20 protein-coding genes are annotated in these 19,952 nt (G+C 31.1%); 7 read left to right on the forward strand and 13 right to left on the reverse strand.

Going from position 1 to position 19,952, the window contains the following annotated elements; genetic code table 11:
* Positions 1 to 203 precede the first annotated feature (203 nt).
* From G0Q09_RS08675 to G0Q09_RS08690, 4 genes are read right to left on the reverse strand one after another with little or no spacing between them, the layout of a single operon-like run.
* Positions 204 to 1,130, reverse strand: a complete 927-nt coding sequence (locus tag G0Q09_RS08675; RefSeq protein WP_219034586.1) for an alpha/beta hydrolase family protein — start codon at positions 1,128 to 1,130, stop codon at positions 204 to 206.
* Positions 1,127 to 1,723, reverse strand: coding sequence for a hypothetical protein (locus G0Q09_RS08680; RefSeq protein ID WP_219034587.1), 597 nt, complete (start codon positions 1,721 to 1,723; stop codon positions 1,127 to 1,129). The genes G0Q09_RS08675 and G0Q09_RS08680 overlap by 4 nt, the downstream gene beginning before the upstream one ends.
* Positions 1,704 to 2,183: a PH domain-containing protein gene (locus G0Q09_RS08685; RefSeq protein WP_219034588.1), complete on the reverse strand. Its 480-nt coding sequence runs from the start codon at positions 2,181 to 2,183 to the stop codon at positions 1,704 to 1,706. The genes G0Q09_RS08680 and G0Q09_RS08685 overlap by 20 nt, the downstream gene beginning before the upstream one ends.
* Entirely contained in the window at positions 2,176 to 2,448 is a 273-nt protein-coding gene (locus G0Q09_RS08690; RefSeq protein ID WP_219034589.1) for a DUF2089 family protein, read from the reverse strand. Before G0Q09_RS08690 ends, G0Q09_RS08685 begins: the two co-directional genes overlap by 8 nt.
* Before the next feature lie 125 nt (positions 2,449 to 2,573).
* Between G0Q09_RS08690 and G0Q09_RS08695 the strand changes: the two genes are divergently transcribed.
* Complete coding sequence (locus tag G0Q09_RS08695) at positions 2,574 to 3,116, forward strand: lipocalin family protein (RefSeq protein WP_219034590.1); 543 nt, start codon at positions 2,574 to 2,576, stop codon at positions 3,114 to 3,116.
* 59 nt (positions 3,117 to 3,175) lie between these two features.
* Here the strand turns inward: G0Q09_RS08695 and G0Q09_RS08700 are convergent, their stop codons facing one another.
* The gene (locus G0Q09_RS08700; RefSeq protein WP_257468139.1) at positions 3,176 to 4,546 is read right to left on the reverse strand and encodes a peptidylprolyl isomerase; all 1,371 of its coding nucleotides are present in this window, start codon (positions 4,544 to 4,546) and stop codon (positions 3,176 to 3,178) included.
* A 136-nt stretch (positions 4,547 to 4,682) separates the two neighbouring features.
* Positions 4,683 to 5,549: a hydroxymethylglutaryl-CoA lyase-like TIM-barrel protein gene (locus G0Q09_RS08705; protein ID WP_115000675.1), complete on the reverse strand. Its 867-nt coding sequence runs from the start codon at positions 5,547 to 5,549 to the stop codon at positions 4,683 to 4,685.
* Between the two features lie 64 nt (positions 5,550 to 5,613).
* On the opposite strand from G0Q09_RS08705, the gene pepT reads away from it, so the two are divergent.
* A complete protein-coding gene (gene pepT / locus G0Q09_RS08710; protein WP_115000674.1) occupies positions 5,614 to 6,855 on the forward strand; it encodes a peptidase T in 1,242 nt (413 codons plus the stop codon).
* A gap of 88 nt (positions 6,856 to 6,943) precedes the next feature.
* The gene (locus G0Q09_RS08715; protein ID WP_125350349.1) at positions 6,944 to 7,612 is read left to right on the forward strand and encodes a head GIN domain-containing protein; all 669 of its coding nucleotides are present in this window, start codon (positions 6,944 to 6,946) and stop codon (positions 7,610 to 7,612) included.
* 33 nt (positions 7,613 to 7,645) lie between these two features.
* Here G0Q09_RS08715 and G0Q09_RS08720 read toward each other — a convergent pair whose 3' ends face one another.
* A complete protein-coding gene (locus tag G0Q09_RS08720) occupies positions 7,646 to 8,737 on the reverse strand; it encodes a DUF3810 family protein (protein ID WP_219034592.1) in 1,092 nt (363 codons plus the stop codon).
* Positions 8,718 to 9,692, reverse strand: coding sequence for a bile acid:sodium symporter family protein (locus G0Q09_RS08725; protein ID WP_115002064.1), 975 nt, complete (start codon positions 9,690 to 9,692; stop codon positions 8,718 to 8,720). Before G0Q09_RS08725 ends, G0Q09_RS08720 begins: the two co-directional genes overlap by 20 nt.
* Positions 9,693 to 9,850: 158 nt before the next feature.
* On the opposite strand from G0Q09_RS08725, the gene G0Q09_RS08730 reads away from it, so the two are divergent.
* Together G0Q09_RS08730 and uvrA are read left to right on the forward strand one after the other, a co-directional pair.
* The gene (locus G0Q09_RS08730; RefSeq protein ID WP_219034593.1) at positions 9,851 to 10,189 is read left to right on the forward strand and encodes a hypothetical protein; all 339 of its coding nucleotides are present in this window, start codon (positions 9,851 to 9,853) and stop codon (positions 10,187 to 10,189) included.
* Positions 10,190 to 10,340: 151 nt separating this feature from the next.
* Positions 10,341 to 13,142 (forward strand): excinuclease ABC subunit UvrA, encoded by a 2,802-nt coding sequence (gene uvrA, locus G0Q09_RS08735; RefSeq protein WP_125350351.1) that lies wholly within the window; start codon positions 10,341 to 10,343, stop codon positions 13,140 to 13,142.
* Between the two features lie 41 nt (positions 13,143 to 13,183).
* Here the strand turns inward: uvrA and G0Q09_RS08740 are convergent, their stop codons facing one another.
* From G0Q09_RS08740 to G0Q09_RS08760, 5 genes are all read right to left on the reverse strand, one after another.
* On the reverse strand, positions 13,184 to 13,648 hold the full coding sequence (locus G0Q09_RS08740) for an OsmC family protein (RefSeq protein ID WP_219034594.1): 465 nt from the start codon (positions 13,646 to 13,648) through the stop codon (positions 13,184 to 13,186).
* 96 nt (positions 13,649 to 13,744) lie between these two features.
* Complete coding sequence (locus tag G0Q09_RS08745) at positions 13,745 to 14,470, reverse strand: hypothetical protein (protein ID WP_219034595.1); 726 nt, start codon at positions 14,468 to 14,470, stop codon at positions 13,745 to 13,747.
* Positions 14,467 to 15,276, reverse strand: coding sequence for a DUF4097 family beta strand repeat-containing protein (locus tag G0Q09_RS08750; RefSeq protein WP_038330640.1), 810 nt, complete (start codon positions 15,274 to 15,276; stop codon positions 14,467 to 14,469). The genes G0Q09_RS08745 and G0Q09_RS08750 overlap by 4 nt, the downstream gene beginning before the upstream one ends.
* A gap of 22 nt (positions 15,277 to 15,298) precedes the next feature.
* Entirely contained in the window at positions 15,299 to 16,126 is an 828-nt protein-coding gene (locus G0Q09_RS08755; RefSeq protein ID WP_219034596.1) for a hypothetical protein, read from the reverse strand.
* The gene (locus G0Q09_RS08760; RefSeq protein ID WP_038330645.1) at positions 16,119 to 16,727 is read right to left on the reverse strand and encodes an RNA polymerase sigma factor; all 609 of its coding nucleotides are present in this window, start codon (positions 16,725 to 16,727) and stop codon (positions 16,119 to 16,121) included. Before G0Q09_RS08760 ends, G0Q09_RS08755 begins: the two co-directional genes overlap by 8 nt.
* Positions 16,728 to 16,903: 176 nt before the next feature.
* Between G0Q09_RS08760 and G0Q09_RS08765 the strand changes: the two genes are divergently transcribed.
* On the forward strand, positions 16,904 to 17,854 hold the full coding sequence (locus G0Q09_RS08765) for a M20/M25/M40 family metallo-hydrolase (protein WP_219034597.1): 951 nt from the start codon (positions 16,904 to 16,906) through the stop codon (positions 17,852 to 17,854).
* A 59-nt stretch (positions 17,855 to 17,913) separates the two neighbouring features.
* Positions 17,914 to 19,875: a B12-binding domain-containing radical SAM protein gene (locus G0Q09_RS08770; RefSeq protein WP_219034598.1), complete on the forward strand. Its 1,962-nt coding sequence runs from the start codon at positions 17,914 to 17,916 to the stop codon at positions 19,873 to 19,875.
* Positions 19,876 to 19,952 lie beyond the last annotated feature (77 nt).

The raw sequence follows: 19,952 nt of genomic DNA on the forward strand, positions 1-19,952 counted from the left end.
GAAATACAATTATTGTTTTAAATTGATGTAGATCAAGAAATAATAATTAAACAAAATGTAGAATCTGATTCAGTTTTAGCTAATGGAACAATGACAATCACTCGAAAATCTGATAAAAAAAACTACAGTGATAAATTTTGAAGGAGGAACAGCTTGTTAATTCTTAAATAAAAAGACAAAGCAATTTGCTTTGTCTTTTATAGTTAGTTTTTGAGGATAAAATTAGAAATGACTTCTACTAATTCTATATTTATTGGAAGTTCTGGGTTATTGTAAGAAGATAAATCATCTTTTGAAGTAGTATTTTTTAAAACGTGATTCATCCCTTTAATAATAACAGCAGATTTAGGAGATAGGTTTTTAGCATTCTCCGTATCAACTTGTATATCCATATCACCTTGAATCACTAAAAAAGGAATAGTTAATTTATTGATTTCATTTACAGGATTATATTTAATCCAAGAAATTAAATAAGGTTGTACACTTTTACGAAATAATGAAGATAAATTAGGATTAATATTATTTACAGTATTTCCATTTTTTAAAGAATCTATAATAGCATACGATTCGGTTTTTAATTGTTCAGGAAGTTGATTTAATTGTTTCTTAAGTATTTGGTCAATAGATTCTCCTGAACCAGAAATCGAGATGAATTTGTCGACATTTTTTGAAGATGCAAGCATTCCAATTAATGAACCTTCGCTGTGTCCAGTTATTGAAATAGAACCAAATCTTTTATCTTTTTTTATGAAAGTTACCCAATTACTTGCGTCTTCAACGTAATCATCAAATGTAAGTTTAGACTCGTCCAAATTAGCAATAGAACTTTCTCCGATTCCTCTTTTGTCATAACGAATAGATGCAATTCCTTTTTCAGCTAAACCATGAGCTAAATATTTCAAAGAGTTATTAATCATCATATTATTGTTCCCATTTCTATCTGTCGGTCCAGAACCAGAAATTAATAAAACAATTGGTATTTTAGATTTTGCATTTTGAGGTAAACATAATGTTCCAAATAATTTAACTTGATTTTCGTTAAGTTGAATATCTGATTCTGTGAAATTATTTGTTGATTGACCAAAAACTGTAGAACAAATAAGTATAAAGAAAAATAAAACTTTTTTCATGTTTTTTGTGGTATTAATAATGATAATATTGAAGTTGAAACAATGATAAATAACAAGACAGCAATAAAAGCAAGAACTTGTTTGATGCTTTTCATATTTGTAACCGTTTTGAAACCGATGTATAAATAATAGAACATTACGCATAGAAAAAATATTGCGATAAAAGCTACAATTACAAGTACAATCATTGTTGGGGCTTCATATAAAACTTCGAGATTATTTGTTGTAATTCCTTTTAGAACTTTGTCCATACTTTTGTTGACAATTGGAATAAAATCGGTGATGAATACAATGTAATAGGCGATTCTAGAGATTAAAACGACGTTTAAAATGTCTATAATTCGCGTTCTGTTATTGATGATTTTTCCTAAAATATAAAATAGGAGAATAGCAATTGCTAAATTTCTCGTATTTTGATACAACAAATCGAGATAAGAATAAGGAATTCCATTTTTCTTAATACTCAAAAAATCAGGGAAAAAAGATTCTGTAATTTTGGCAATATAAGTGAAAAAGAAATGCGAAAATAGCCCAATAATGAATAATATTTTTTCATCGAAATATGCAAATGGATTAAGGAGTTTCTTTATCATTTTTTAGTGTATTTATTGTGTTAACAAATTCATCTGGCTGATCGCAGCTCACCAAATATTTTACATTTTCTAATTCAATAGCAACAAGTTTTGTACGATTTTTTATATTACATCGATAATTGTCCATAGATCTTCCTATCAAACCCATAAATCCTCTGCATCCAACGATTATCAAATTGTTTTGAGATTTTCTTGTAATAATTTTCACTTCATTTATCGGAATAATACTCGTTTTGACTTTTGAAATAAGATAAATATTGTTCAAATCAACTTTAATTTTATTTAAAGAGATTAAATAATAATACGCAAACAACGGATAAATAATGATTGCATAAATCACCGCAACATATACTTCTGTTTCTTTAAACAATATTCCTCCAATTAAGATTAATAATACAATTAAAATAGCAGTTGTAACCTTAAAAAATAGCGACATCGATACTGAAAATTCTTTATTCATCGGACATTATTTTTATTTTATTAATCAAATCATCTACTTTATTTCGCATGGTTGGATAGCTGACTTCAAATTCTTTTGCCATGTCTTTTAAACTTCCTGAGTTGACAAAGAATTGCATAATAAATGCTTGTTCTTCATTTGTAAGCTTCAGAAATAAAGGAAGTTCATAGTTTCCTACAACTTGTGTTTCGCAATGGTTGCAAATTAATTTTTCGACCGCTAATTCTTCGGCACAACTGGGACATATAACAGGAAGTTTTTTCATTGGATTAAATAATATTAAAATTAGTTTTAATAAAATTAAATAAAAGTTTAATTAATTCAAAATGTGAAATCATATTTTTTCAACTTTAATATTATTGATACATTTGCAACCTAAGTTTTAGTAAAATGAATTTTAAGAAATTAGCCCTTGCAGCATTGGCGTTAGGGACAACAGCATATATCGTTAATCACAATAAGAAAAATGTAAAATATAAACCTGCTCAAAATTTTGATTTAGGTGGATTTTTAGGACGTTGGTACGAGATTGCACGTTTGGAAAATAAAGCACAAAAAGGACAAACAAATGTGACGCATCGTTTTAATTTGAACGAAGAAAATGGGCAATTGGAAGTGATTGTGCGCGGCTACAATGCGAAGAAAAAAGGGTGGGAAAAGATTGAAGGAATTGCAGCACAAGATATCGAAAATGTTGGGTTGTTCTCGACAACGTTTTTACCAATTTTAGCAAAAAAATTATATGTAATCGATTTTGATAAAGATTACAATAATGTATTAGTTGCAAGTGAAGATTATAAAAAGTTATGGATTCTATCGCGTAAGAAAGAGATTTCGGATAAGGTAAAAGACAGATTTTTTGATTCGGCAAAGAAAGTAGGATTTGATCCAAGTAAGTTAATTTGGCCTTCTCAAGTTCCGATTGCGAAATAAGATTATTTATTTTTAAGACATAAAAAAACCTCGAGAATTTCTCGAGGTTTTTTGTTTTATTATTTTTGGTTTTTCTTTTCCCAATCGATCGGGAAATTACAACTTTGGTATTCTTTTCCAATTTTAATGTAAGCATCACCAACTTGACGTTTTACCCAATCCATCAACAATGTACGTTCTTTATCTTGAACCGCAAATTTCTGAATTCTATAGTAATCATCTTGATAATTGATTTTATGCTCTGGATAAAATTTATTGATTTTTAAGATTCTTAAAGCTTTTCTGTTATCAAAATCATCTTCGAAAACTTGAGAAATATCTCCTTCATTTAATGTTGCAATTGCTGTAAACATTGGTAGAGGCAAAGCCATTTTCTCGAAACGATCGTCACCAGAATTTTGGTTCATGATATTTCCTGAGTTAAATTTTGTGTATTTATCATCAGAAAATCTTAATGCAGCATCTTTAAATGTCATTTTTCCGTCGTTAATTAAAACTCGAATTGAATCTAATTTATTATAAGCCTTTTTTATTTCGTCTTCTGTTGGTTTCAACGTAATCAAGATATGGCGCAAATCTAATTCTTGTCCACGACGTTTTTCTAACTTAATAATATGATATCCAAAATCAGTTTTGAATGGATCAGAAATTTCACCTTCTTGTAAGTTAAACGCCACCGCATCAAACTCTTTTACCATTTTACCACGAGAAACTTTTTTGTATTCACCTCCGTTACTTGCAGAACCTGGATCTTCTGAATATAAAATTGCTTTCGTTGCAAAAGAAGCACCTTCTTCAATTTCTTTTTTGATTTCTTTTAATTGATCTATAATCTTTTGTTGATTTTCTTGCGAAACTTCAGGATAAGTTACAATATGGCTAATCGAAACTTCGTCTTTTACGTCTGGTAACTCACCTTGGTGTTTTTCGAAAAACAAACGAACTTCTTCTGGCGTAGCATCAGCACCTTTTACAACCATTTCTCTTTTGTTACGTGCATAAATATTATCTTCTACGATATATTTAGTTTCGTTTTTCATTTCCGCCATTGTACGGAATCCGAAATAGTCTAAAATTTGTTTTTCTCCTCCAGCTTGAGCAATCAAACCTTCGATTTGGTTGTTTAATTGACGAGTTACCTCATCTTGTGTCACTTTGATTAAAGTATCTTGTTTTGCACGATCAACCAACATTTTGTCTAACATAATGTCATTTAGGAAATCACATTTGTCTTCGACTTGCATCCCTTGTTGTTTTGACATTAAATAATCTCGATCTACATCAGACTCTAAAACAATCTGATCTCCGACAACAGCAGCTATACCATCTACTTTAGCAAGACGTTTTGGTGTTGGTTTTGCTGTTTGTGCAAAAGTATTTACCGTAAATAATGCTGCAATTAGCAACATCATACTCGATTTAAATTTCATATACTTTAATTTCATTTTAATATTCTAAGCTCGATAAAAAAACTTACCGATGAGCAAATTTAACTTTTTTTGTTAAAGTCCAACATATTTTAATTTCCTTTAACAAAAGAATTGATTTTTTAGTTTATTGTTAAGATTAAACTAAGCCAAATGTACGCAAAGAAACATTCCAAGCAGATTCGAAATCAAAAAGATTCAAACCATGTTTTTCTTTGTGCTCATTTGCGAAACTAATTAATTTCTCGGTTGGCATATTTCCGACCATATCACTTTTTGACATTGGACATCCGCCCAAACCTTTTATAGCGCCATCAAAACGACGACAACCATTATCATAAGCGGCTTGTACTTTGGAATGCCATTCGGTATAAACGGTATGAAAATGTGCGCCAAATTCAATTTCTGGATAATGAGGAATCAAATTTTGGAACAGATCAACAATTGTTTTTTCGTCAGCAACACCAATTGTATCTGATAAATTGATTGAAGAAATTCCAATATCAGCCATTTTTTTTGACCATTCTTTTACGATTTCTTCATTCCAAGTTTCTCCATAAGGATTTCCAAACGCCATCGATAAATAAATCAACATATGTTTACCATTATCATTTGCAATTTGGTTGATTTCTTTCACCATTTCAAATGCTTCTTCACGACTTTTATTCGTGTTGAATTGCTGAAAATTCTCTGAAATAGAAAAAGGAAATCCAATAATATCCACTTTTTCGTGCTCAGCAGCTTTTATTGCTCCACTTTTATTGGCAACAACAACAGATAATTTCGATTTTGAATTGGTTTTATCAATATTATCTAAAACTTCTTTCGTATCCGCCATCTGTGGAATCGCTTTTGGCGAAACAAAACTTCCACAATCTATCGCTTCAAAACCAACAGTCAATAAACGATTTAAGTAATCAATTTTCTTGTCAGTTGGTATAAAATCTTTGCGTCCTTGCATTGCATCACGAGGACATTCAATAATTTTAAAAGTTAGCTCACTCATTTTTTTGGTTTATTTGCGCCTTAAAGGTAGATAATTTAGTAATTTTGACAAAAATTAAAACGCAATGCAAACAGAATGGAGAGAAAAGTTGGTAACACGCTTTTTGAAATATGTTAAAACTTACACTGAAAGTGAAGCTTTTTTAGATAAATTTCCAAGTACAGACCGTCAATGGGATTTAGCAAATTATTTGGTTGAAGAGTTAAAACAAATCGGTTTAGAAGATGTTTCAATAGATGAAAACGGGTATGTTTTTGGATATGTTCCTTCTACAGTTGATCACGAAGTGCCTACAATTGGGTTTGTTTCTCATATGGATACATCGCCAGATTTTTCTGGAGAAAATGTACAACCTCAAATTTGGGAAAATTACGATGGTGGAGATATCAAATTGAACGAATCAATGATTTTATCACCAAACGAGTTCCCTGAATTATCTCAATATAAAGGTCAAACAATCATTACAACTGATGGTACAACATTATTAGGTGCTGATGATAAAGCTGGTGTTGCTGAAATTGTAACAGCTGCAGAATATTTGATTGCTCATCCAGAAATTAAACATGGACGTATCGCTATTGGATTTACACCTGACGAAGAGGTTGGTCGTGGTGCAGATTTCTTTAATGTAGAGAAATTTGGTGCTGAATGGGGTTACACAATGGATGGTTCTGAAATTGGAGAATTAGAGTACGAAAACTTTAATGCTGCATCTGGAATTGTGACAATCAAAGGTAAATCTGTTCACCCAGGTTATGCAAAAGATAAGATGATTAATGCATCTAATATTGCAATGGAGTTTGCTGCACAATTACCAAACGACGAAGTTCCTGAATTAACTGATGGTCGCGAAGGATTCTTTCATTTAGCTAAAATTACAGGAAATGTATCTGAAGCAAAAATGGTTTACATTATCCGTGATCACGATATGGAGCAATATGAAGCGCGTAAAGCTTTATTTTTACAAATTGCTGCTGATATTCAAGAGCGTTTTGATCATGAAGTAATTACAGCAGAAGTTTCTGATCAATATTTTAATATGATTGAGAAAGTAAAAGAGAAATTCCAATCTGTTGAAATTGCTGAACAAGCTTTGAAAGATTGTGGAGTTACGCCAAACATCAAACCAATTCGTGGAGGTACAGATGGTGCTCGTTTATCTTTTATGGGATTACCTTGTCCTAATATCTTTGCTGGAGGTCATAATTTCCACGGACCTTACGAATATGTTCCGGTAGAATCTATGGAAAAAGCAACAGAAATTATTGTACGTATTGCAGAATTAACAGCTGAAGGAGCGAAATAATTCTTACAATATATCTTAAAAATAACTTAAGTTTTCTTTTTTGGTTTAAATTTTGTGTAATTTCAAATCAAATTAGAAAACTTTTTTTATGAAAAATATCGTATTATCAGCAGCCGCTATATTTTGTTCAACTTTTGCATTTGCGCAAGAAGAGATAAATGTTGGAGATTTTAATATCTTAAAAGTTTATGATAAAATTCCAGTTGAATTAATTTCATCAAACGAAAACCTAGTGAAAGTAGATGGAGTTAATGCGAGCGATGTTCAAGTTGAAAATAACAAAGGTGAACTGAAATTGAAAATGACAGGAACCAAATTGATGCAAGGAGGAGAAGCAACGGTTAAGGTTTATTACAAATCATTATACGAAATTCAGGCAAGTCAAGGTTCTCGCATTTATTCTGATGATGTTGTAAAATCACAAGCATTGTATTTGACATCTAACGAAGGTTCATCTATCAAATTACCAATCGAAACATCAAAATTAGAAGTCAAAATAAATTCTGGTGCTGAAGTAATTTTAACTGGTGATACTGAATTTCAGACTGTAATTGCAAATTCTGGAGGGAAATATTATTCGAAAACATTAAATTCTGATACAGCAAGTTTAACAACAAATGCAGGAGGAGTAATAGAAGCGAGAGCGGAGAAATCTGTAGATGCAAAAACTAGAGCAGGAGGAGTGATTGATATTTATGGTAATCCAACGCAACGTAATCAGAAAAAATTAGCTGGTGGAAAAATTAATTTTAAATGATTTAGAACTTTAACAATAATATAAAAGCAACGATTAATTCGTTGCTTTTTTTGTCTGATATAACAAATAAATCAATTCGACATATTTGCTATAACTTATAGTTCCTTCTTGATTATTAGCCTTCAAAAACTGATTATTTAACTCAGAAAAAGTATCGCTCGTAACACCTTCATATTTCAAATAATGTTTTAATTCGGCTTTTCTGTCTTGCTTTATTTTAGAATGCATATTATCCAATTCCATTTTCACAAAATACGGATCAGATTTGTAAATAGCACCTAAAAGCGTATAAATACTTTTATAATAAAACGAATAATTAATTTCAGGATTTCTAGATTTTGTACCTAAATAATAAGCTAAAAAATTAGCTTCACTTTCTGATGCAAATCCCATTTGGTGTCCATATTCGTGGAAAAGTGTTGCAGGTTGTTTCAAATTTGTATTGTATCTGTTCAGATTTGCTTCTGCCGTAAAAGGGTTATAGTATCCCAAAATACCCATATAATTTTGCATTTCCGAAATCCAAGATAATTTGTATTGTGTATCTTTTAATAATCGATAATTTTTTAACCATTTTACATTATTTACTTGGTGTTGTAAAGCAAAAAATTCTTGATTATAATCTTTTAAATTAGATTTGAATTTTATCGTTGTTGTTGAATCATTGTGTTCGATTAAATTTCTTGCTGATATTGCTTTATCAAGTTCGTAGCAATAGATTTCTTTCAGAATTTTAGGTTGAATAACGATTTTTTCTTTGTCAATAGTTAACGTTTGTTTTTTGTACATCACGCTCCAAGCAAACGTGTAAATAAAATAGATACAGTTTACAAAAATCATAATGCAATAAATTGAATGCGAAACTTTTTCTTTCGATTTGAAAAAACTTCGAATCAATTTAAAAATCAATACAAAACCGATTATTCCAATGATTAAATAAAACAATTCTCCAACAGGAAAATGAACTGAATTCGTAATTTTTGCAATAAATCCTGAAATTGGAAATGTAAGATGATTGACGATGAAATCATCAACGCTTTCGATTGAAAATAGTATCGAAAATAAAATAATTTGAAATAGAAAAATAAGGATACTTCGATAAGTTTTATTCAACTTCTTTAGCATATTGATTAGCGATATAACTGATATAAATTAACTGAAAAGTGTGGTAAAGCATAACCGGAATCAAATAAATACCGATATCTCCCGTAAAAATAACTGCTGCAATTACCGAGCCATGAACCAATGATTTTTTAGTCGAACAAAATTGAATTGTGATATCATCTTCTCGATTAAAATTCATTTTCTTACCAATCCATTTTGAAAGTTTGAAAAAGAAAAAGAATAACGCAACTACAATTATGAAAACTGCCAACAACGGAAGAACGCCTAATTTTGTAAATAATCCATCCAAAAAAGTATGACTAAAACTGTTGTAAACAATAAGTACAATGGTTAGTTTATCTAAATTACCGAATTGCTTTTTATATTTATTGTAAAAGAACCCTAAATAAGGTTGAAGAAGAGCTCCGATAAAAACAGGTAAAATAATTTTAAGAACTAAATCCAAAAAAGTTCCTAATAAATCAAATTCACCATTACTTTTTGATAAAAACAAACTCATCCAAAGCGGTGTAACAACAATACCTATTAGTCCAGAAATACTTGCGTTAAAGATAGCACTTGGTATATTTCCTTTCGCAATAGAAACCATTACAACTGACGAAGAAACTGTACTTGGTAACGCGGCTAAATAAAATATTGCGACATACAGAGTAAAATAAATTGGGTAATTTTTTATGAAAGGATAGAAACACAAGACTAATAATGGAAAAAATATAAATGTGATGGATTGAATCAAGACATGCATTTTCCAATTTGCTAAATCTTTAAAAACTTCTTTCCAATTAAGTTTTAATCCATAAAAAAAGAATACTAAGATAACTCCAATATCAATTATTGTATTCAGATTGAAATCCTTGTAAGACCACAAACTAATATCTGGGAAAAAATATGCGACAACAATGGCAACGAATAAAAACAGAATAAAAGGGTCGGGTAATTTATTTAGAATTTTCAAAATCAATAAAATTTAAACAAAAATAATAAATAAGATGATAAACATTTACTAAATATTTAATACTTTCGTTTTAAAGTAGAAAAGGGTATAATGTTAAGTATTTGTAAATTGATTAACTTTTTTTTATATTTGTATTTAAATAACCTAAAATCTATCTTATGAATACGTGTCTTCAATGTAACCAAACTTTATTTGGTCGAAAAGACAAAAAGTTTTGTAACGATTTTTGTCGAAATTCTTATAATAATAATCTTAATCGTGATAAAGTAGAAATTGTACGAAATATTAACAACAGATTAAGAAAAAATAATCGTATCTTAAAAACTTTATTAGAAGAAGGAGCTCGTTCGGTAAATAAAAACGAATTGAGTTTGAGAAACTTTGATTTTAAGTACATTACAAATGTAGATGAATCAAAAAATGGCACAATTTATTATGTGTACGATGTTGGATATCAAGAGTTAAACGAAGAAAATTATTTATTATTTCAGGAATAAATTTTTATTTTTTTATTGAAAAAAGCGCGTCAACATGTTGATGCGCTTTTATATTTTAACTAAATCTGTTCTTTTTTATACGTTATATTTTATGACTAATTTTTGTTGCGATTAAGTTTAACTTTCTAAAATAACTTAACTTTGTGCCAAGATGAAAAAAGATATCAATCAACTTGATCCGAAAGAATTTATTCTGATTAAAGGTGCAAAATTGCACAACTTAAAAAACATTGATTTAGCGATTCCAAAAAATAAATTAGTCGTGATTACTGGGATGTCTGGTTCTGGGAAATCTACTTTGGCTTTTGATACGTTGTATGCGGAAGGTCAGCGTCGTTATGTCGAAAGTTTATCGTCTTATGCACGTCAGTTTTTAGGAAAATTGGATAAGCCTCAAGTTGATTATATCAAAGGAATAGCGCCAGCAATAGCGATTCAGCAAAAAGTAAATTCTACAAATCCGCGTTCTACAGTTGGAACAACGACAGAAGTCTATGATTATCTAAAGTTGTTGTACGCACGAATTGGAAAAACATATTCACCGATTACAGGAGAATTAGTTCAAAAAGATTCGGTAACGGATGCGATTGATTATCTAAAAACTTTTGTGGCTGAAACTAAATTTATTCTTCAAATAAAATTGGTTGTGCCAGAAGAGCGTTCGTTTGCAGAACATTTGAATATTCTTCAACAGCAAGGGTTTACACGTTTGAGTGTCGATGGAAATCAAGTGAAAATTGAAGATTTAATTTCATTTAATTTTGAACCTCAACCCGAAAATGATATTCATCTTGTCATTGATCGTATCGCTTTGCCAACAGAGGACGAAGAATCTTTTTATCATCGTTTGGCAGATTCTATCGAGACGGCTTTTTTCGAAGGAAAAGGAGAAATAGCGATTGTAAATGTAGAAGATAATACGGTAAAATATTTCTCAAATAAATTTGAATCAGATGGTTTGATTTTTAATGAACCAACTATTCATTTCTTTAGTTTCAATAATCCTTATGGAGCTTGTCCAACTTGCGAAGGTTACGGGAAAGTAATTGGAGTTGAGGAAAATCTTGTCGTTCCAAATAAATCGTTGTCAATCTACGAAGATGCGGTTGTAGCTTGGAAAGGCGAGAAAATGGGCGAGTGGAAAAATCATTTTATCAAACTTTCTCAAAAAGTAGATTTTCCAATTCATAAACCTTATTTTGAATTATCCGAAGAGCAAAAAGACTATTTGTGGCACGGAGATAACGACTGGGAAGGATTGGACGGCTTTTTCAAAATGGTTGAGGAGAATACATACAAAATTCAATATCGTGTAATGTTGTCTCGTTATCGTGGTAAAACAACTTGTCCAACTTGTAAAGGAAAGCGTTTGCGTAAGGAAACGAATTACGTGAAAATTGCGGATAAATCGATTAATGATTTGGTTGATTTACCTTTGAATGAGTTGAATGATTTCTTTACAAGTATTACATTTAACGAATATGATCAGCAAATTGCGGGTCGAATTATATACGAAATTAAGTCGCGTTTAACGTTTTTGTTAGATGTTGGTTTAGAATATTTAACGCTAAATCGTGCTTCGAATACGTTGTCTGGAGGAGAATCGCAACGTATCAATTTAGCAACTTCTTTGGGAAGTAGTTTGGTTGGTTCGATGTATGTGTTAGACGAGCCTTCGATTGGTTTACATTCGCGTGATACAGCTAAATTTATTACAATTTTACATCGTTTACGCGATTTAGGCAATACAGTGATTGTGGTAGAGCATGATGAAGATATCATGAAAGCTGCTGATTATATCATCGATATTGGTCCAGAAGCAGGAACAAATGGAGGTGAAGTAGTTTTTGAAGGAACCTATGATGAATTATTAAAAGGTGATACATTAACATCTAAATATTTGAACGGAAAATTAGAAATTGAAGTTCCTAAAAAACGTCTAAAATCTCCTAATTATTTGAAAATTATTGGAGCAAGAGAAAATAATCTAAAAAATATTGATGTTAAATTTCCTCTGAACGAATTAACCGTTATTACAGGTGTTTCGGGTTCAGGGAAATCTACCTTAATGAAAGATATTTTAGCACCAGCTGTTCAGCGTCATTTCGAGATTTTTGGAAATAAAATCGGTGATTTTGATGAGTTAGTTGGAGATCTGAAACAATTGGAAGGAATTGAGTTAATCGATCAAAATCCAATCGGGAAATCTTCGCGTTCTAATCCTGTGACGTATGTAAAAGCTTACGATGATATCCGAAATTTATTTGCCAATCAGAAAGCAAGTAAAGTGATGGGATTTCAACCAAAACATTTTTCGTTTAATGTAGATGGCGGACGTTGTGATGCATGTAAAGGAGAAGGGACAATTACCATCGAAATGCAGTTTATGGCTGATGTAGAGCTGGTTTGTGAAGATTGCCATGGCGAACGTTTCAAGAAAGAAATCTTAGAAGTTAAATTCGAAGGAAAATCGATTTCAGATATTTTAAATCTAACAATTGATGAAGCAATTGACTTTTTTGCAACTCATCAGCAAAATAAAATTGTCGAAAAGCTGAAACCATTACAAGATGTTGGTTTGGGTTATGTAAAACTTGGGCAATCGTCGAATACGCTTTCTGGTGGAGAGGCACAACGTGTGAAGCTGGCTTTTTTCTTGACGAAAGGAGAAACGACAAATAAAACCTTGTTTATTTTTGATGAGCCTTCTACAGGTCTGCATTTCCATGATATTCAGAAGTTGATTAAAGCATTACGTGCTTTGATTGATTTGGGACATTCGGTTTTTGTAATCGAACATAATATGGATATTATCAAAGTTGCCGATTGGGTGATTGATCTTGGTCCAGAAGGAGGGAAGAAAGGCGGTTATTTGGTTGCCGAAGGTACGCCAGAAGAGATTGTCAAAGTAAAAGAGTCCTACACAGCTCAATTCTTAAAAGAGAAATTATAACAGAAATAAAATAAATTATTAAAACCGAGTTTAGTTCGGTTTTATTTTGCGTTACATTTTGGGTGATGATAAACAGGGAAATTGCACGAATTCGCAATAAAACACAATTCGTTTGCTTTTTTATGAAGTGAAAGCGCCAACTCGATTTGTGATGAATTAGAAATAATGATTTCAGGAAATAAATCTACTTTTATAATTTTTCCACTTCCATCAGGATTTATTTGCAATGTGGCCTCCGAATGATCTTGGTAAGAAATTACTTCGATTTTATGTTGTGTACAACAATATAAATACGACATCATGTGACAAGAAGTCAAACTACTCAAAAGCAAATCTTCTGGATTGTATAAATTTGGATCACCTTTGAAAGTTTTCGCCGCAGAAACTTCTAAATCAGGTTTTCCTTCAATCGAAATGTAATGACTTTTTGTATAAATTCTGGTTGAAGAATCTGTTTGAGGCTCTTTCTTAATCCAATTTAGGGCAACTTTAAATAAATGATTCAAGGCTTAATTTTTATCAAAAATAATCTTTTCTAAAAGAAAAACACAACTGAGAATCCTCAATTGTGTTTTCAAAAAATGTTATAATTTATTTACTATTTACTTTCTTAAATAGACATTTCCATATTTCGAAGAAAATTCTTGCAATGGCTGTTTACCTACGTTTGCTGCAATTACAGAATGAAAATTATCTGATTTTATAGTTTTGATTGCAAAATCTAGATTCGTGTACATCTTCCCAAAAAAAGTTTCCACTTTTATTTCTCCAATTTGTTTTGCATTCATTGTTGCATCTACACTTCCATATGTTGATTGTGCAATAATCGGTGCATCAAAATTGATGACTTCAATTGTTCCATACGTTGACTCGATAGTCGTTTTCATATGTTCAGGAACTTTGATTTCCAATGTAATATCCATTTGTACTCCTGTAGAAACCGAAGAGGATTTAATGTCATTTGCATCAATATATTTTTGATAGTCCTCTTTGGTTTGAAATTGTTTTTTCTCACTACCAAAAGTCGCTGTCACCTGATGTGGAATATCTTCTAGTTTTACAACTTTACCTTCGATGGTTTTTCCTTGACTGTTTTTGCTTTCAGTTAAGTTGAAATTCGAGTCATTTTTACCATTATTGATATTAACATTTCCAGAGATACTCACTTCGTTTTGTTTCCATGTTGTGATTTTAACGATTTGTGGATAATCAAATTTTAATGTTAATTCTTGACCTTTTTCAACTGAGAAATTCTTCTGAATTTTTGTTTGAGCGATTGATAAATTTGTCAATAAGCCCACTGCTAAAGATAAAATTACTGTTCTCATAACGCTCTCAAATATATTTTACTATAATCTGATCTGAAAAGGAAACTTGTTCCTCCGCCATTTAATGTTCCTGTTGCTTGATTGTTAATTTTTATCATTTCAGATGATTTATCAACTGTTTCTAATTTTAACGATAATTCAGGTGCAATCAAAATATCACCAAACGAAGTTGTTAATTTTACATTTGCTTTAGATGATTTCGGAATTGAAGCATCCACGTGACCATAGATAGATACAAGCGACAAAGGACCTTTTACATTTTGACTAAATTTAGCATCGATAGAACCATAAATCGTGTTGATTGTTGCAGGTCCTGTTACATTTTCTAACACTACATTGTTGTAACTTGCAGTTGCTTCAACTTCGTTTTCGATATTTTTGAATGTAATGGTACTTCCAAATTGAGATTGATGATTAAATGAAATTGTTACACCTTTTGGAACTAAAATTTTGATATTTGGAGGTGTCATTTGTTGTAGTTGTTTTACCTCGATTATACCATTTTTTTCTACAACATTTATTCCTAAATCAGTGTTGTCCTCAAGTCCTAATGAGTTGATCGAGCGCAATCCTTTTGCTCTTTCGTCATTATCTCGCGATCTTGTTTTTGTAGAAAAAACAATTTCGTTTCCGTTGTAACCTTCTACTGTTACTCGTCCAAGATCAAGGTTCATTTTTCCTTTACTTACAGCTAATTTGTACGTTTTCGAATTATCTTCATTCGCACTTTTCGATTCATTTTGTGCAAAAGTGTACGTAGACATCATCATAAAAGATGCAGCTACCAAAAATATTTTTCTTATCATTTTTTGATTTTTTTGTTAATTATTATTTTCTAAAAAGAACCGCGTACGCTTCGTCTTTCACAAACGGTTTTGTTGTAGGATCCAACACCATTTCTTGTAATTTATTTGTTAATTTCAAATCGATTTGATCGTTATTGATATGCGCAATCATTCCTATTAATTCCATTTGTACCATCGGATCATCTTGTTTCATAAAAATGTCTGTTAACTCTTTTGAAACGTCCGATTTAGGTAATTTTGAAGCAAGCGCTTCGAGTGCATTTAGTCGCACAATTGTATTGTTGTCATTTAAAGCTAAGTGGTATAAACTCTCTTTCAAATTGTGATCAATACTTGGTAAATCAGTTATTTTTGCAATTGCATCAATACGATTACTTGTTGATTCTTGATCATTTAATGAACTTAAAATTTCATTTTTAAGTGCTTCATCTATACCAATTAGTTCTTCTTTTGGTTGAACAATTTTTTCAACTTTTTTCTCTTTCTGAATTGTTACAAACTGAATTTCTTTTTTATTTTGTTCAGTTTTAATTTCAGTTGGATGAACAATTTCTGGTTGAATTTCTTCTACTTTTTTAACCTGCTTTTCTTTTACAATTTCAATTGTTTTTGGTGAATTTACTTGATCATTTTTTAATAAAAAATATCCACCAACACTCAATAAAACAAGCGCAGAAGCAGCAATACTCCAATTTTGAATTCTCCATTTCTTAGGCTGTTCAATTACCAAAGTTTTTTCTTCCTGTTTAGGAATCTCAGCCTGAATTCTTTTCCATAATTCTGCAGAAGGTTCTTTGTTTTCAAAGGCTTCTCTGTTTTTTTCGATATGTTTTTTTAAAGAATCATTCATTGCAAACGGTTTGTTGTAAGGTTTCGTAAATTTTCTTTTTTGCACGATGATATTTACTTCTCACCGTGTTGTGGCTCAATCCCAAAAGTTGAGCAATGTCTTCTTGCGGCATGTCTTCGAACAGAAATAGATTCACAATTGTTCTTGTATCCGTTGGTAATTCTTCAATTGCTTGTTGCAATTCTTCAATTTTACCATCCAACATTTGTTTTTCTTCCATGCTTTCTTCGCTGTCATCAATAATATTTGCTCCAGCAACATCAGAAAAATAAACTTTGTTTTTTCGTAAATGTGAAATTGATTTATTAATCGCAACTCTACTGAACCAAGCACCCAAATTTTCGATGTTTTTCAACTTTTGAATATCAGAGAAAAGTGAAATAAAAATTTCTTGTGTCAAATCTTCCGCATCAGAAACTTCTGTGACCAAACGATAAACAGAATTGTAAACTGATTTCGAATAGCGATGATAGAGCTGAGTATAGCCAGCCTCTACACCAGATTCGCACCAATCTAATAGTTGTTTATCATTTATTGAAAAATTTTCTTTCTCCAAAATTTTCAAGGTTTCATTGTTGTTTCTATTGTATAGACGCAGCAAGTTTTTGAATGTTGCATCAATTTTTAAAAAAGTTTTTGAAATTTAACAATTATTGAATTATTCACCCTGATTTTCAGTGATAATAAGTAAAATTAAATTTCTAAAATTATCCTATTCATCTATATTCTTGATTATTTTTCTATTTTTGTTAGACACATAGTTAGTCGAAATTGAATATGAAAAAAATAGTTATCATCTTATCTTTGGTTGTAGGAGCCAAGTCTTTTGCGCAAGAAATTGAAGTCAAAAATCTTAAAAAACACGTTTATTTTTTGGCTGATGACAAAATGAAAGGAAGAGGAACTGGAAGTGAAGAAAATTTGAAAGCTGCAAAATATATTGCAAAAGAATTCAAAAAATATAAACTTCAACCTTTAGGAGAAGATGGATATTTTCAAGGATTTGAGGCGAAGGTAAAAAAAGTAAAAGTTGTTGACAGTATTCGTTCTGCAAAAAATGTGATTGCTTTTTTAGATAATAAAGCGGAGAAAACGATTGTGATTGGTGCACATTACGACCATTTGGGAGAAGGAAAGCAAGGAAGTTCTTTGGCGAAAGATAGTTATGGAATGATTCACAATGGTGCTGATGATAACGCTTCTGGCGTTGCTGGTTTGTTAGAATTGGCAAGATTTTACAGTAAAAATAAAATGACAGAACCTGTTAATTTTCTATTCATTGCTTTTGGTGCAGAGGAATTAGGTTTGGTAGGGTCACGTTATTTTGTGAAACATCCAACGTATGATTTATCGAAAGTGCATTGGATGTTAAACATGGATATGATTGGTCGTTTGAACAAAGAATCTGGCGTTTCAATTATAGGTTATGGAACTTCTCCAACTTTCGAAACAATTTTTAATGAAATTAATCCGACTGATTTTGTTAAATTTTATACAGGTTATGAAGGTAGAGGCGGTTCGGATCAAACTTCGTTTTATGAGAAAGATATTCCAGTTTTATTTTTCCATACAGGCGGTCACGACGATTATCATAAACCAACTGACGATGCAGATAAAGTAGATTATGAATCGTTGAAAGGAATTCTTAATCTCGAAAAAGCTGTGATTGAAGGAAGTTTCAAAATTGAAACGATGCCGTTTAGAAGCACTGATAAAACTGAAAAATAATTGATAAAAATCTAAAATTATTTTTTTTCAATCCGTATTTTTGCAACAAATTTCAACGATTGAAAACGGATCTTTTATTAATCACACCACCTTTTACGCAATTAAATACACCATATCCTGGAACAGTTTATTTAAAAGGATTTCTAAACACACTTTCATATTCAACTTTTCAAGCTGATTTAGGTTTAGATGTTATCTTACAATTATTTTCAAGAAAAGGTTTAATTGATTTATTTGAATTTATTCAAAATCAAGAGATTGAATTAGGTGATAATAGTAAAAGAATGGTGATGTTAAGCGACGAATATATCGCAACTATTGATCCTGTTATCCGATTTTTACAAGGAAAAAATTCGACCTTAGCTGATTCAATTATTCAAGATGGATATTTACCAGAAGCTTCTCGTTTTGCAGAAGTTGAAGATTTGGAATGGGCTTTTGGTTCGATGTCTTTTCAAGATAAAGCGAAGCATTTGGCAACGCTATATTTAGAAGATTTATCGGATTTAATCATTGAAGCTGTTGATGAAAATTTTGGTTTTTCTCGTTATGCTGAACGTTTAGGAAGATCGGCAAATTCTTTTGATGAATTGTATCAAGAATTACAGAAAGACCCAACTTATATTGATAAAATTACACTTTCGGAATTAGAGAAATTAATTCAGAAAACGATTCCAAAAATGATTGGTTTTTCGGTTCCTTTTCCAGGAAATTTATATTCGGCTTTCCGTTGTGCGCAATATATTAAAGCAAATTATCCTGAAATTGTTGTGGACATGGGTGGAGGTTTTCCAAATACAGAATTGCGCTCTTTAAGCGATTCACGAGTATTTGAGTTCTTCGATTTTATTACATTAGATGATGGTGAAGCACCAACTGAGCAATTGTTAAAATATATCAACAATGAAGTTGAAGTTTCAGAGTTAAAAAGAACTTTTACACTTCAAAATAATCAAGTTTCTTATATCAATAATCAAACTGTTCGCGATTATAAATTTAGCGAAGTGGGAACACCAGATTATACGGATATCAAATTATATCAATATATTTCTGTCATCGAAGTGGTTAATCCAATGCATCGTTTGTGGAGTGATGGGCGTTGGAATAAGCTGACAATGGCGCATGGTTGTTATTGGGGGAAATGTACGTTTTGCGATATTTCGTTAGATTATATCAAAATTTATGAACCAATTGCTGCAAAACAAATTGTGGATAGAATGGAAGAGTTGATTGAAACAACTCAAAATACAGGTTTTCATTTTGTGGACGAAGCTGCTCCGCCAGCATTAATGCGAGAAGTTGCGTTAGAAATTCTTCGAAGAAAATTGACTGTAACATGGTGGACAAATATAAGATTCGAGAAAAGTTTTACATATGATTTGTGTCGATTATTGAAAGCTTCGGGCTGTATTGCGGTTTCTGGAGGTTTGGAAGTCGCTTCGGATCGATTGTTGAAATTGATTGATAAAGGTGTAACAGTGGAGCAAGTTGCGGTTGTAAATCGAAATTTTACCGAAGCCGGAATTATGGTACATGCGTATTTGATGTATGGTTTTCCGACACAAACAAAGCAAGAAACGATTGATAGTTTGGAAATGGTGCGTCAAATGTTCGAATTAGGAATTCTTCAATCAGGATTTTGGCATCAATTTGCGATGACAGCGCATAGCCCAGTTGGGTTGAACCCAGAAAAATATGAAGTAATTAACCATAGTACTGAATTAGGAACTTTTGCGAATAATGATATGATTCACGAAGAAAAATCAGGTTTAATTCATGATCAGTTCTCGTATGGATTAAAGAAATCATTGTTTAATTATATGCACGGTGTTGGTTTTGAGTTGTCGCTGAATGAGTGGTTTGATTTTAAAGTTCCGAGAACGTCAATTCAACCAAATTATATCGAAACAGTTTTGAATAATGAAACTTTTGTAACGTATAAACCAACGCAAAAAGTGGTTTGGTTAGGAGGTGTAATCTTCCCCTTGTTAAGAACACTTAAAAGTAGAGTTTTTATTTAATATTATTGTATTATTATTTTGATTAATTTGAAATGTAGGAAAATCATTAGGATTTTTGACCTTACCATATTTCAATA

This window comes from Empedobacter falsenii, from assembly GCF_019308355.1.
Classification (GTDB): domain Bacteria; phylum Bacteroidota; class Bacteroidia; order Flavobacteriales; family Weeksellaceae; genus Empedobacter; species Empedobacter falsenii_B.